The 13,125-nt window shown below is 62.5% G+C and carries 11 protein-coding genes and 1 pseudogene; 4 read left to right on the forward strand and 8 right to left on the reverse strand.

Annotated elements, in window-relative coordinates; translation table 11 throughout:
* Nucleotides 1-30 precede the first annotated feature (30 nt).
* A complete protein-coding gene (locus PIQ37_RS19675; protein WP_342074757.1) occupies nt 31-312 on the forward strand; it encodes a type II toxin-antitoxin system RelE/ParE family toxin in 282 nt (93 codons plus the stop codon).
* A gap of 16 nt (nt 313-328) precedes the next feature.
* Nucleotides 329-619 (forward strand): HigA family addiction module antitoxin, encoded by a 291-nt coding sequence (locus PIQ37_RS19680; protein WP_267087448.1) that lies wholly within the window; start codon nt 329-331, stop codon nt 617-619.
* Between the two features lie 189 nt (nt 620-808).
* Here the strand turns inward: PIQ37_RS19680 and PIQ37_RS19685 are convergent, their stop codons facing one another.
* From PIQ37_RS19685 to PIQ37_RS19695, 3 genes and pseudogenes are all read right to left on the reverse strand, one after another.
* Nucleotides 809-3,328: a DEAD/DEAH box helicase gene (locus PIQ37_RS19685; RefSeq protein WP_342074758.1), complete on the reverse strand. Its 2,520-nt coding sequence runs from the start codon at nt 3,326-3,328 to the stop codon at nt 809-811.
* 5 nt (nt 3,329-3,333) lie between these two features.
* A complete protein-coding gene (locus PIQ37_RS19690; RefSeq protein WP_342074759.1) occupies nt 3,334-4,263 on the reverse strand; it encodes a HamA C-terminal domain-containing protein in 930 nt (309 codons plus the stop codon).
* Between the two features lie 116 nt (nt 4,264-4,379).
* A pseudogene (locus PIQ37_RS19695) lies at nt 4,380-4,694 on the reverse strand (restriction endonuclease); the annotation flags it as partial.
* A gap of 308 nt (nt 4,695-5,002) precedes the next feature.
* On the opposite strand from PIQ37_RS19695, the gene PIQ37_RS19700 reads away from it, so the two are divergent.
* Nucleotides 5,003-5,704, forward strand: coding sequence for a DUF2306 domain-containing protein (locus tag PIQ37_RS19700; RefSeq protein WP_342074760.1), 702 nt, complete (start codon nt 5,003-5,005; stop codon nt 5,702-5,704).
* A gap of 293 nt (nt 5,705-5,997) precedes the next feature.
* Here PIQ37_RS19700 and PIQ37_RS19705 read toward each other — a convergent pair whose 3' ends face one another.
* The 5 genes from PIQ37_RS19705 to PIQ37_RS19725 all read right to left on the reverse strand — a co-directional run bounded on the left by PIQ37_RS19705 (nt 5,998) and on the right by PIQ37_RS19725 (nt 12,206).
* Complete coding sequence (locus PIQ37_RS19705; protein ID WP_342074761.1) at nt 5,998-7,260, reverse strand: alpha/beta hydrolase; 1,263 nt, start codon at nt 7,258-7,260, stop codon at nt 5,998-6,000.
* Nucleotides 7,261-7,333: 73 nt separating this feature from the next.
* Nucleotides 7,334-7,546, reverse strand: a complete 213-nt coding sequence (locus PIQ37_RS19710) for a hypothetical protein (protein WP_342074762.1) — start codon at nt 7,544-7,546, stop codon at nt 7,334-7,336.
* Nucleotides 7,547-7,857: 311 nt separating this feature from the next.
* Nucleotides 7,858-8,313 (reverse strand): hypothetical protein, encoded by a 456-nt coding sequence (locus PIQ37_RS19715; RefSeq protein ID WP_267121703.1) that lies wholly within the window; start codon nt 8,311-8,313, stop codon nt 7,858-7,860.
* A 655-nt stretch (nt 8,314-8,968) separates the two neighbouring features.
* Nucleotides 8,969-9,874: a type II toxin-antitoxin system RelE/ParE family toxin gene (locus tag PIQ37_RS19720; RefSeq protein WP_342074763.1), complete on the reverse strand. Its 906-nt coding sequence runs from the start codon at nt 9,872-9,874 to the stop codon at nt 8,969-8,971.
* Nucleotides 9,875-10,097: 223 nt separating this feature from the next.
* Nucleotides 10,098-12,206 (reverse strand): methyl-accepting chemotaxis protein, encoded by a 2,109-nt coding sequence (locus PIQ37_RS19725; protein WP_342074764.1) that lies wholly within the window; start codon nt 12,204-12,206, stop codon nt 10,098-10,100.
* A 335-nt stretch (nt 12,207-12,541) separates the two neighbouring features.
* On the opposite strand from PIQ37_RS19725, the gene PIQ37_RS19730 reads away from it, so the two are divergent.
* Nucleotides 12,542-13,096 (forward strand): YdeI/OmpD-associated family protein, encoded by a 555-nt coding sequence (locus PIQ37_RS19730; protein ID WP_342074765.1) that lies wholly within the window; start codon nt 12,542-12,544, stop codon nt 13,094-13,096.
* The last annotated feature ends 29 nt before the right edge of the window (nt 13,097-13,125 follow it).

A 13,125-nucleotide genomic window follows, 5' to 3' on the forward strand; every position in this document is an offset into this window, starting at 1 on the left:
TCATATGACGAGTGCCGTTATGGTGACTGTGTGATCAGGAGCTTTATCGACAAGGAAGCCGAAAAGATCTGGCGTGGCGAGCGCTCGCGCAGGCTGCCGGCCGATATCCAGCCGGTCGCCCGACGCGAGCTGCGCATGCTCAATGCCGCTGCCAGTCTCGAGGATCTGCGTGTCCCGCCGGCCAATCGGCTGGAAGCGCTGAAAGGCGATCGGCGTGGTCAGCACAGCATCCGCATCAACGACCAATGGCGCATCTGCTTCCGCTGGCATGACGGCGATGTCGCCGAGGTCGCCATCGTCGACTACCACTGATTTCAGGCATCCCGTTATGGCTTCCCTGCCCAACATCCACCCCGGTGAAGTGCTGCGCGACGAGTTCCTCGTCCCGCTTGGCATCAGCCAGAACGCCCTCGCCCGCGCCACTGGCGTACCGCCGCGTCGCATCAACGAAATCGTGCTGGGCAAGCGCGGCATCACCGCCGACACCGCCGTACGCCTGGCCGCGGCGCTCGGCACGACCGAACGCTTTTGGCTGAGCCTGCAGGCGGACTACGAACTGGAAGAGGCGCATCGCCTGCTTGGCGATCTGCCGACGCGGATCAAGCGATTGGCTGCTTGAGGCAGAGCATACCGCGCAACCACGTGCAGCAGACTGACAGCCAAAGGCGATTAGATCGTCTTTGTAAATAGGCGCGAAGACGATCTGTTTTAACTGTACTGCGGACGTTAGGAGACTCGCAGCTGAAAATCCGCCTAAAAAATACTAAGTGGCCGACGGCTTGCAAAGGTCATCCACGCTATCGAGCATCTATCCGCCTGTCAGCTCTCTAAGCTCCCGCTTGCAAAGGCCGGGAATATCTAGCAGCTCTATGTCGATTCTCTTCAACTCGCTCAGAAGCTCTTCTGGTGTCAAAGAACCACTCCGTATACGCGCCTTGCGATCCGTCGCGATTGCTGTCGAACGCGATAACCCTAGTGAAATCATGCCAAGTAGAGATGGACTTGCCGCGCCACATTCTAGATAGATGTGGAAAGGTTCTATCTCGTTTGCGAGCTTGCTTTGACCATTTTTCTCAAGTGCGTGTCTTAGAACAGAGCAAAAAGCTACGTAGTGTTTGACTAGCCTAAATCTAATCTCCGATTCAAGAGTCTTTAATGTTTGCCGAATTTGCTTTGACAGTGCTTCGGTCTCAAGCGAGCCATCGACGTTAGCCGAAATTATTTCCCCCAATGGGACGCCATGGATCCACTTGCTCGCTAGCCATGCATAGAACTTGTAGCTTTCATTATCTCGATCTCTAAGGGTCAACTCGACCAACTTTATCGTCGCCTTCATACGATCGTAGTAGCCACTAACCCATGGACCAAGTGGCATCCACCCAATAAGTTCCTTAGAACTTAGCCCGGCAAGATAGTCATACAAGATCTGGAGACGATCAGGACGTATGCCAGCATTGCTTTCAAGCAAGCCAAGTGGGAGTGTTACTTTTATACTTCGCAATATTTCCTCAGTAACAGAAAGTGCTTCTGAATTTGTCTCTGTCCGCCATTTTTCAAGGCTAAAGTTTTGTAAATTCTGAACGCTATCTAAGTACAGTTTTCCCAGGATTGCATCACCAAACTCGCGTGTCTTCTCCTTAATTTTCTCGTCCCTAGTTACCTGGTGTACAACCACGCCCCCATCGATCATGGCAATGTCGACGGCTGAAGATATAGTTGTTAGCTCTGGGCCCTGATAGACAGGATCGGCCCATTTCTCTGGTCTGATGCACCAGATATTTCCGTGGAACTCTCTTAGTAGCCGGCCAGCGCGACCCGCAAGATTTAGAAAGTCGCGGCGTGGCATCGGCCCAGATCTTCCACGCCTGGGATCTTCAATGATGATATGTCTAGCTGGTAAATTCACTCCTTGTAGCAATGTGCTAGTGCAACACAGATATCTAACTTCGCCACTTTTAAAAAGATCCTCCACGCGCGCTCTAACTAAAGGTGGCATATCCCCATAGTGATAAGCGACGCCATGAGGAAGACAATCAATGAGCGGATATCGCGAATGGACGTCCGTTTTAATAAAATCAATAAGTTCATTTATAGCCTGCGAGACGCTCACAAGCTGAGTTGACTTTGAACAAATAGATTTCGCTGTACTCTCAGCACTACTGGCGTCGTTAGTAAAGATTATCGTAGATTCATCATCACCGGTTATTGAGCGAGCGAAAGCGGCCTTCTGAGATGCAATGTCTCCCCGTAGCTCGTAGTTAAGTACTCGACTGCCTAGATCAATTTCTTCTTCGCCGGTAAGAAGAGAAAATCGTGCAGACGACCGTTTGCCCCGAACCTCTCGTACAAGAATGATGTTCTGAGCAACAGGTGAAAGCCTATCGATCAGAATTGAGTTCTTAGTGGGACGTCTAGCAATTTCGAGTAGCTTCTCGGGATTTGCCGAAAGTGGACTGGCAAAATATACTTTGGTGCTAGGAAACATTGTAGTCACGCGTTCAATCGCAGCTTGAAGCACCACTCCTCGCACGTCGTCTTGAATATTGTGTGCCTCATCGACGATCAGCGTGGTGACCCACACTCCATCGCTTGCCGCTGCAAGAAGGCTCATCAGTCGTTCCTGTGTTAAAACGTAGATAAGCCCATTAGGGCAGCTTTCCTTGGCTACTGGGAATGGCACCGTACGGACTGGAACTTCAAGTCCAGCCTCACGAAGATGGTTCCTAACGCTATGGGAAACTTCTCGGATGAGAGCTCGCGTTGGCACTAGATAGATGACAGATTCTTGGCGTCGATGTAACCGACGCACTAAATCTAAACCGAGAACAAAAGACTTTCCGGCTGATGTTGGCGCAGAGACACTAAAGGAACTCGATTCGCCTAGGGCCTCAAACAAAGCAAACTGAAAGTCAGTAAGACACGCTTCTCGACCTCCACCGAGATCAATGGTGTTTTCAAACTCCCTTGCGAGCCTTTCCAATGATAGTCTACTTGGAGCTCCTTGAACGTTAGGTTTTAGTTCCCGTAGTAGCTGTCTTCCAGGAAAGTTCCCTAACCGTGAAAAAATAATGTCTGCTGCTGCTACGAGGCTTTCGTCGTGATCCTCTAACTCTAGTAGGCGGCTCGCTATTTCGTATGCCATCTTTCTGTCTTTCACTTGTTCTGAAAGAGAAAGAGCAGAAGCGGCAAGTATCATTTTTCTTTTATCTTCTGGTGCGAGCTTATCTGATGCTTTACCTTCAAATGGAATTCCGGGAAGTTGCAAAGAAAGATCAGCAATCACTAATCTTTTATAAATATTGCTGAGCCAAGGAAAGATGCTATCCATGCGGTTTAATCCATTGCTGCATTAAATGCGTCTCGAAAATCTTGTACTTTCTCAAATGGCAAAAAGAAGAAAACAAGTCGGAGGTGTCTATTCTTAAAAGAAGCTAGCTTATTTCGACAGATGTCGTGGACGCGGCCAGCATCCGCAGCATACTTTTCCTGTATTTCTGCAAGCCTATTTGCGGCCGGGAATTTGAGAATTCTTTCATATTCTTTCCAGTTATAGCCTATCAAGCACGCGTGATTTATTCTTATGCCGGTATGGGGTGTTCCATCTGACATTAGGTTTGTAACAAAGTCTTGCACTTCTGGATGAGCATACTTGAACTGCTTTGTAACTAGAAGAAATTCATGTCTAAGAATATCTTCTTCATGAAAGGAGTCGATGCTTTTAATGGCTGCAGCTAATGCCGCGCCGAGGTCTTGGTATATTTTCGACTCACCAAAATACACATCTACCAAGCCATCAGATTCTGACCAAGTCATGTGTATCCCATCCGAGCCATTCACTTCGAGGCTCGGATTCGTTTTAAGTTCCATTTTTGCTACAACCTGGGGAGCCCCGAGAATCGCCTCAATCAGTATATATAAAAGAAGCTCCCCCGCCTCACCCGTTTGATCTGGATCTTCGTCGGTCGCTGGTGGGTGAACGAAAAGCTTACGAGCCGCTTTTGAAATTCGCATAGAGTCCTGCGCTGTTAACTGGGCAGGGCGATCGCGAGCATTTAGGCAATAGTCAATCGCGTGCTGAAACATTAACTCAGCTAAGGCTTTTATCAATGGAATTCCGTTCCCATCAAATTTCAAAAACTTCATGTGGGTGACCGCGGTTAGTCCATCGATCTGCTCTTCATGTTCTACGCTCGTGATTAGGCTTTCAAGCTTTTCCTTGTTCGCAGAAAGGAACTTTTCAGGCAAAGACAACGGGATCTTCATTAACTACCTCAGATTCATTTAAACAGTCCCTCGCAGCTATAGGCTTGCTTACGATTGGCTTGGGTAATACGTATAGTCCTTTAAAACATCGGTGAAAATTCCCGTACATCTCAAGCAACGCTGATCCCGAAATTCTGCTGTTTCCATTGTTTGCGCTGAACCAGGGTGCGGCGGCGTTCTTGCGCAAGATCGGATCGATGCCGCCGTCGGCGCCTCCGAGGCCAGTTTCTTCCACTGCATCGCCCTGGGGCGGAAGGCTTCCCAACAGGAGTCCGAACTGTCGCCAGCCGCGAGCGGCCAGGCCTTTTGCTGGGCAATCGCTTGCGACAATGCACCGTCTTGGCGGGAGAACCACCAGGGGATCCGCCGCGCACGGCGAGGAAGCCGGCGATGCCAGCCGCGATACCTAACGGGCATGGCAATGCCGCCAGCGCGTCGAATCCGGTTTTCCCCCTGTCTGCATTTCATGCGGCACCCGTCCCCGGATCGACCTTAGTCCCGGGCGCGGCAGATGTCTGTACTGTTAACCTTGTCGTCTACAAATCGAGACGCAGTTGCCGCTAACGGCAGATGCATGGCTTGCCGGCCGGTACCGGACCCCTCGTGCTGACAGGCAGTGTGGCGTGTGCCGCAGCGATCTTAAAAACTCCTGTCTTGCTCCCGTCGCCGCCTTCCGCGGCGCCGAGACGTCCATGCTAGCGTCGCGCTGCCGAGGGTCCGGCGCAGCGTGGGGCAGGGAATGAACAGCGAGCCGACGAGGCCCCAACTCGGGCCACCGCTCACCCGCCGAGCCGTACGCCTGGCCTGGTGGCTGCTCTGGCTGGCCCTTGCCCTGTGCGCCGCGGAGTTCGTGCACTCGGTCTATCTGAAGTACGCCTCGCTGCAGTCGCCGGCCTATGCGATGTTCCTGACCCGCCGCGGGTGGCTGTGGTGCCATCTCGGTGGCGGGGCGGTCGGCCTGTTGCTGGGGGCGCTGCAGTTCGCGACGCAGCGGTGGCGGCGCTGGCCGCGGCTGCATCGTTGGGTGGGGCGGGTGTATTTCGCGGGGATGGGGGTGGCGATGGTCGGGGCAGTCGGGCTGATCGCGAACTCGCCGGCGCCGCCTGCGATCCGGGTGGCGTTCGCGGCCACGGCGCTGGCGTGGCTGGTTACCGGGTCGATCGGGTTGGTGGCGATCCGGCGCGGGCAGGTGCTGCGGCACCAGCGCTGGATGGTGCGGGCCTATCTGGCGACGCTGGCGCCGGTGGTGTTCCGCCTGGCGTTGCCGTCGGCGATCGGCTTGGGCCTGACGCCGTCGCCGGGCTTGATCGCGCTGCTGCTGTGGGCCAGCTGGGTGGTGCCGTTGTCAGTGCATGGCGTGGGCCGCGCGGTTGCCGATGCACGGGGTCGACGAAAGCAATCGGCGATGTTGCCGCGCGGCGTCGGCGTCGGCACGGGGTGATCGCCAGGCGTATGGGATCGTGTGCCGGCCGGTGATTGCCGCTGCCGGTACCGTTCGGCCGATCTGCCGTCATTCCAATCCTGGGTCAGGTGTGCCAGCGCTCGTGCATGCGCTGTCGCGCAGCTGCGCGCAACGCGCGGTCATCGTCGTCATCCGCATCGGCGCCCGCATCGTGCAGCGCCCGCATCGCACAGAAAACACTGCCACGCCTGCGCCCAGGCGTGGCAGCCAGCGGGACGGACGATCGCAGGCGCCGGGGGAGGAGTGCGCCTGCGTTGTCGCCCGCCGCGACCTCAGCGGAGCTTGTCGAACAGTTGCTGGCGCACGGCGATGGTGCAGGCGTCTTCGGTGAACAGATGCTCCAGCGCGCTGTTGTCGCTGGGCTTGCCGGTGCCCAGGTCGAGCACGGTCGCCTGGTTGCTGCCGCGGGCCTTGAACGCGGCGATGGCGGTGGTGGCGTTCTTCAGCGGCACGGTGGCGTCGTTGTCCGAGCCGCACAGCAGGGTCGGGGTGCGCGGCGCCCAGTCGAGCAGGTCGTTGCGCTCCAGGTCGCGCAGGAACGGGTCGTTGGCGTTGCTGGCGAAATCCTTGTAGAAACCGGGCTGGAAGTACTGGCGGATCTTGTCCACGCCCGGCAGGGTGTCGCCGAGCACCAGGTCGGTCAGGCTCTGGTTGCCGGGGAACAGCTTCTCCACTTTCTTGGCCCACGGATCCTGGAACACCTGCGACGGGTCGAGGTAGAGGTTCTTGTAGGTGTGCTGCATGCCGACGATGGCGTAGCTGGCCAGCACGATGCCGAAGGTGTTTTCGCCCACGGCGTTGCGGCCGCTCCAACTGTCGCGGAAGGTCTGGCTCAGCGCGTACGGGCCGGAGATCGGCGCGCTGGCGACCAGGTTGAACTCGTTGGACAGGTGCGCTTCGATCTCGCGCTGGGTGGCCATGGCGGCGTGGCCGCCCTGCGAGAAGCCGGTCAGCATCACCTTGCCCGACAGCGGGGTGTTGAGCCGTTGCAGCACCTGGCGCGCGGCGCGCATCGCATCGATGGTGGAACTGGCCTCGGACGCGGCGTGCAGGTAGGGGTGGAACGCATAGGTGGACTGGCCGATGCCGAGGTAGTCGCTGCTCACCACCACGTAGCCCTGGGTGGCGAGGTGGGTGACCATGGTGTCGTCGCCCTTGTCGTCGCGGATCTCCTTGGCCTGCTCGGCGCGGCGTTGCGACTCGGTGCCCTGGCTGTAGCTCACCAGCGGGAACGGACCGGGGCACTGGCTGCCGCCCGGCACCAGCAGCGCCGCCGACGCGGTGGTGGGTTCGCCATCGACGCCGATGGTGGCGTAGGTGAACTCGGCCACGCGCACGTCGCACTTGGCCTGGTCGGGGGATTGGTCGTTGGCCAGCAGCGTGGCGATCGCCTGGCGGGTGTAGCTGGTCAGGACATTGCTCTTGAGCACGGTGCCGCGCGCCGGTGCCGCCGATGCGGCTAGGGGCAACAACGCGCCCGCGATGCCGATGAGGGAAAGTGCGCGCAGCGCCAGTCGATTCCGCTGTGTGGCCATGGAAACATCCTCGTGTCGAATCCCGGTCGCCCGGGGGGTGGGGGAGGGCGCAAACGCTACTATGTCGTTCGCATTATTTTTGCGACACGTCGAGATAATATTTAGCTGCGGTATTGATTCGCATCGCACCTGATGGAATTTCACGACACATCGCGTTGGAAAATGCCGCGATCCATCGATGCTGCGGCGTGCGCTGCGCCACAGTGGCGACGAGGAAAGGATGAAAGATCCGCATGGTTTCGCGCGAATCCAGCCGAATTCCGCTGTTTCGGCCGGCTGCATGCACGTTGCGGGAATTTGTCTACGTTTCTGAAGCGGACTTTTCAGAAGTTAATAATCTTGATTTTAAGATAATAGAAGGGTGGCGATGGATAATCGCGCCTGATGATCCGAGTGTTGTCCGCTGGCAGGAAACGGGTGGGTGACGCAAGGACAGGGGCAGGACATCGTCGACGTCGTGCGCGTCACGGCGTGTCTTGTCTGTCGCCTGCGCGGTCGCGGTGGAGCTCGCAACGCGGCATAAAAAAGCCGGCGGACCTTGCGGGCCGCCGGCTGCGATCGACGTTGCTGGCCCGCGCGCGGGCCAGCGGAACGGGGTCAGCGCACCTGGTACAGCACGGTGGCGCCGGGCTTGGGTTCGAACGCGGGCACCGTTTGCTGCTTCAGCGCGGTGCCCTTGGCGTCCCACACCAGGGTGTCGGACGGATATTCGTCCTTGCGGGTCATGGCGTCGATCTGCTTGACGATCACGCTGGAGCCGGCGGGAACCTCGGGGTTCCAGGCGAACACGCCGAGCCTGCCGTAGAACACGGCCGGGGCGGTGGCGTCCAGGCGCCGATCGGGGCACATCACCAGGCCGCGGTCGAGCATCACCCGCAGCGCGCCCACCGGCACGGCCTTCACCGCCGGCGACGTGCGGTCGGTGCTGTGGCCGGGGCAGACGTTGGCCGAGCGGGTCAGCATGTCCTCGACCACCTGCCGGTCGGACTGGGCCAGCGCGGGCAGGGCGACGGCGGCGAGGGCGAGCGTTGCGAGGGGGAATTTCCAGGGCATGTCGAGACTCCTTCAATGGAGGAAAGACGCCGGGCTTGGCGGGACCTGCAAAGCGGGGGACAGGCGGCCGCGGCGGCGCGGGCCGACTCTAGCAATGGGGCCGGCGGCGAATGCAAAGCGGGCGTGAGGGTGCGTGGGTGTGGCTGCTTCGGGCGTGGCGCTGTGCAGGCTTCGCTTGGCATCGCCTGGGTCGCCTAGGTCGCGGTTGAAACCGCTCCTACAGCCCGCGCATCGCTTGGTGTCTGGTCCAAGTGCTGGCGCGAGCGGCAGTGCGGAAGACTGGTCGCTGGTTGCGGGAAGGACTTCACGGCTCCTCTAACAACGACGAAGCCCATTGGTAGGAGCGGCTTCAGCCGCGACGGGCGTTACCGGGAATGCCTGTCGCGGCTGAAGCCGCTCCTACAATCGAGCCAAGACATCATGCCGAGCCGCGGCAATAACGCATTGTGAGGTGTCCTTGAGTCCCGACGGCAGTGATGTCGGCTACGCCCGAGGCTTCAGGCGTCGCGGCTGAAGCCGCTCCTACGGGGGGGCGGGTCGCTTGTCCGCGATGTCAGTGCTGCCGGGAGTGCTGATAGAGGGCCGCTCCTTGTGGGAGGGACTTCAGTCCCGACTGCACTGAGGTCGGACGCATCGATCCCCTGCTCACAGCAACTCAGCGATACGGCCCCGGCCCGCGCCAGACCAGTTCGCCCTGGTGGTAGACCTGCAGCATGGTAATGACCTGGCGGGCGTCGCCGATGCTCTTCAGTTCCGGCGAGTCCGGCGGCAACGCGCGGCACTTGCCGGAGCCGCGGGTCAGGGCGATCTCCAGCGGGCAGACCATGCGGTACTCGGTGCCGGGCAGCAGGATGAACATCTCTTTCATGCCCTGCTGCTGCCAGGTGCGCAGCTGGCTCTCGCTGCCCAGGTCGTAATAGACCAGGTAGCCGCCGACCTCCAGGCTGGGCTGGGCCGCGTCCATGTCGTGGCGGTTGCCGCGGCTGCCGGGGCCGGCGGCCAGGCCGCTGTTGTCCGGCGCGGTGTCGGTGTCGAGCGCGCCGGGCGGGCGCCCGGTCCAGGTCTGCGGACGGCGCTCGGTCGGCGGCGGCGGATTGCTGTCGGCGGTCTGCGCCGGACTCGGCGCCGGGGCGTCCGCGGGCGGGGTGGGCGCCGGTGGTGCCGGACGCGGCTGCGGCACCGGGGCAGGCGTGGGCGTGTCCGCCGCTTTCGGGGTGTCGGCGCGATCGGGCGGCGGCACCGGGTCGTCGGACTGCGCGACCAGGGTGGATTGCACGGTGGTGGTGGCGCGCGTGCGCTTGGGTGCGGCGGACGCCGGCGGCGGGCTGGGCTTGGGCGGCAGCGGCTTCGCCGGCTTGTCGCTGTCGCCGAGGAAGTCCACGCGGATCCGGCTGCCGCCGGCCGCGCCCTGCGGCGTGGACATGGTGGGCTTGGCCGCATACAGCAGGGCGAGCGCCATCAGCACGTGCAGCAGCGCGCTGAGCAGCCAGGCGATCCAGCGCTGCCAGCGTTCGCTGCGGGTCTCGGCGGCGACGGGCGCGCGGTGCGACGCGCGGCTCATGCCGTCGCGGCGGCGTCGGGGAGGCCAGCCTTCATGCGGTTCCGGGGAGGGGACGAACGTGGGAGGCCGCCATCGTACCGCCTACGCCGGCGCCGGCCATGGCAGCCGATGCGATGGCCGGCATCGGCCGACACCTGGCGTTCACGCGCTGGGCTGCCGCCCGACCACCGCGGCCGGCGGGCGGGACGAGCCGAAGCGGCACGGTCGCCGCCGTGCCCGTGGGTCAGACGTAGGCGCCGACCTTGAACACTTCCACCGCCTCGGTGAGCTGCGCCGACTGCTCCTCCAGCGAGCGCGCCGCGGTGCTGGCTTCTTCCACCAGCGCCACGTTCTGCTGGGTGGTCTCGTCCATGCGCGCGATGGTCTGGTTGACCTGGGCGATGCCGTTGGCCTGTTCGTGCGAGGCGGCGGAGATCTGGCCCATGAGGTCGGTGACGTGCTGCACGCTGGCCACCACCTGGTCCATGGTGGCGCCGGCCTGGTGCACCAGCGTGGCGCCGTGGGCGACGCGCTGCACCGAGTCGTCGATCAGGGTCTTGATCTCCTTGGCGGCGCCGGCCGAACGATGCGCGAGCGTGCCGACCTCCGCGGCCACCACCGCGAAGCCCTTGCCCTGTTCGCCGGCGCGTGCGGCTTCCACTGCGGCATTGAGGGCGAGGATGTTGGTCTGGAAGGCGATGCCGTCGATCACCGCGATGATGTCGGCGATGCGCCTGGAGGCGGCCTGGATGCCGTCCATGGTTTCCACCACCTGGCCCACCACGTCGCGGCCTTCGCTGGCCACGCCGGCCGCGCCCAGCGCCAGCTGGTTGGCGCGCTGGGCGTGTTCGGCGTTCTGCTTGACCGTGGAGGTCAGTTCCTCCATCGAGGCGGCGGTCTCTTCCAGGCTGGCCGCCTGCTGCTCGCTGCGCTTGGCCAGTTCCTGGTTGCCGCTGGCGATGTCCTCGGCGGCGAAGCCGATGCTGTTGGTGGTGCGCTGGATGTGCGCGACGATGTCGGTGAGGCGGTGCACGGTGCTGTTGGCGTCGTCGCGCATGGCGGCGAACACGCCGTGGAAGTTGCCGCTCATGCGCACGGTGAGGTCGCCGTCGGCGATGCAGCGCAGCAGCGCGGAGAACTTGGCCAGGTTGGCGTCGGCGGTGGCCATCATGGTGTCGAGGTTCTCGACCATGGTGCGGAAGGCGTGCTCGAACTTCTCCGGCTGGCCACGGTGGGCGAAGTTGCCCGCGCAGGCGGCCTCGGCCAGAGTCTGGATCTGCACGTTGATCGCGTGCAGGTTCTGCTTGACCTGCTGCATCGCCGCGGTGATCGCGGCCTTCTCGCCGGGGTAGTGGGCGATGTCCTGGCTGAGGTCGCCGATGGCGTAGCGGCCCATCACCTCGGTGATGCGCAGCTGGGTCTGCACGTGCGCATCCACCAGGGCATTGGTGTCGGCGACCATGCGCCCGTACTCGCCGGGGAAGCGCTGCGCATCCATGCGGTAGCTGATGGCGCCGGCATCGTGGCGCGCGGCCATGTCGCGCTGCGCGGAAATCACCTCGTGCAGGCGCCGCTGCATCTGCTGCATGGCGCGCAGCAACTGCCCGGCCTCGTCGTGGGTGGTGGCGGTGTCCGGGCTGCTCAGGTCGCCGGCGCCGATGCGCTCGGCCAGGCCCAGCGCCTGCCGCAGCGGCCGCACCACGCGGCGGGTGAGCAGCAAGGCGATCAGCGCGCCCAGCAGCAGCGCCAGCACGGTGCAGCCGATCATCAGCAAGGCGAAACCGCGCGCGGTGGCCATCGCCTCCTTGGCGGCCTGGCGGTTCTTGGCCTCCTGCAGGTCGATGAAGGCGTTGATGCTGGCCAGCCAGTCGACGAAGGCCGGGCGCGCCTGCTGCAGCAGCAGCGCCTGCGCCTGCACGGTGTCGCCGGCATCGCGCAGCTGCCGCACCTGCGCGATCAGCGGCATGGTGCGCGCTTCGATGCCCTGGATGCGCTGCAGGATCGCTTTCTCCTGGGCGTCGCTGGAGGCGGCGAGCAGGGCATCGAGCGGCTGCGCGGCGCGTGCGTAGTCGCCGGCCAGTTTGTCGATGGTCTGCTCGGTCGCCTGCCGGCCGGCCGGATCGTCCAGCAGCACCACGTCGCGCAGGGCGATGGCGCGGTCGTGCACGCTGCCGCGGAAGTTGATCGCGTAGCGCTGCTTGACGCTGTTGACTTCGTTGATCGCGGTCAGTCGCTGGTCGATGCTGTGCACGCGCTGGATGCCGACCACGGTGAGCAGGACCATCAGCACGATGATCGTGAGGAAGCCGAGCGCGAGGCGCTGACCGATGCGCAGATTGGAAAGGGCGTGCATGGGATCGGGGGAATGGGGGAAGGAAGAGGGATCGACGGTGGGTGACGGTGGACGGGCAGGCAGGTTGCCTGCGCCCGCGTGACGCGCGCATGGCGCGGGTCCCCGGGCCGGCGCATGGATAGCGGCGATGGCCCGTCGAACTGAAGGGAAGGGGCGAGGACGCCCCGTGCGCCGTATCGGGAACGTGACGTTGTGCCCGTCTGCAGCGGCGATGGCCGCCGTGCAGGTCAGGCAGGGCGCAGTGCTGGGTGAGCGACAAGACCAGGAGCGCGTCGCGCCGCCGCCGCGCGCAGGTGCAGCATGGCACCGCGCGCGGCCGGTGCTAAGGTCCGCGCATGACCGGTCCCGCCGACCCGATCCGCTTCCAGGGGACACTGCTGCGTCCAGCCACGCCGCCGGACGCATCCTGGTGTTTCCTGCTGCTGCCTGCGGCGGCCAGCGCCGCGCTGCCCACGCGTGGCCTGGTCAGCGTGGACGGCCAGTTCGCCGGGCACCCGTTCCAGGCCACGCTGCAGCCCGATGGGCGAGGCGGCCACTGGCTGCAGGTCGAGGAGACGTTGCGGGCGGCCGCGGCGGTCGAGGTCGGCACCACGGTGGCCCTGGAGATCGCGCCGGTGGCGGTGGAGCCGGAACCGGCGGTACCCGACGATCTGGCGCGCGCGCTGGCCGCGCATCCACCCGCGCGCGCGGCCTGGGACACGCTGACCGCGGTGGCGCGGCGCGACTGGATCTTCTGGATCGGCTCGGGCAAGCAGGTGCAGACGCGGGTCAAGCGCATCGCCAGCACCTGCGACATGCTCGCCGCGGGCAAGCGCCGGGTCTGCTGCTTCGATCGCTCGGGCATGTACAGCAAGGCCTTCGCCGCGCCGCAGGCGCAGTGCGCTGGATGACGCGCACGCCCGGCGTGGCCGCCGTCGCG

It is taken from the genome of Xanthomonas protegens (assembly GCF_038442435.1).
Taxonomy (GTDB): Bacteria; Pseudomonadota; Gammaproteobacteria; order Xanthomonadales; family Xanthomonadaceae; genus Xanthomonas_A; species Xanthomonas_A sontii.

What these genes read in the sequence shown, in the direction of transcription:
- PIQ37_RS19690 (WP_342074759.1), bottom strand. Translation starts at nt 4,263, where the DNA reads ATGAAGATCCCGTTGTCTTTGCCTGAAAAGTTCCTTTCTGCGAACAAG.
- PIQ37_RS19685 (WP_342074758.1), bottom strand. Translation starts at nt 3,328, where the DNA reads ATGGATAGCATCTTTCCTTGGCTCAGCAATATTTATAAAAGATTAGTG.
- PIQ37_RS19725 (WP_342074764.1), bottom strand. Translation starts at nt 12,206, where the DNA reads ATGCACGCCCTTTCCAATCTGCGCATCGGTCAGCGCCTCGCGCTCGGC.
- PIQ37_RS19700 (WP_342074760.1), top strand. Translation starts at nt 5,003, where the DNA reads ATGAACAGCGAGCCGACGAGGCCCCAACTCGGGCCACCGCTCACCCGC.
- PIQ37_RS19720 (WP_342074763.1), bottom strand. Translation starts at nt 9,874, where the DNA reads ATGAGCCGCGCGTCGCACCGCGCGCCCGTCGCCGCCGAGACCCGCAGC.
- PIQ37_RS19680 (WP_267087448.1), top strand. Translation starts at nt 329, where the DNA reads ATGGCTTCCCTGCCCAACATCCACCCCGGTGAAGTGCTGCGCGACGAG.
- PIQ37_RS19730 (WP_342074765.1), top strand. Translation starts at nt 12,542, where the DNA reads ATGACCGGTCCCGCCGACCCGATCCGCTTCCAGGGGACACTGCTGCGT.
- PIQ37_RS19705 (WP_342074761.1), bottom strand. Translation starts at nt 7,260, where the DNA reads ATGGCCACACAGCGGAATCGACTGGCGCTGCGCGCACTTTCCCTCATC.
- PIQ37_RS19715 (WP_267121703.1), bottom strand. Translation starts at nt 8,313, where the DNA reads ATGCCCTGGAAATTCCCCCTCGCAACGCTCGCCCTCGCCGCCGTCGCC.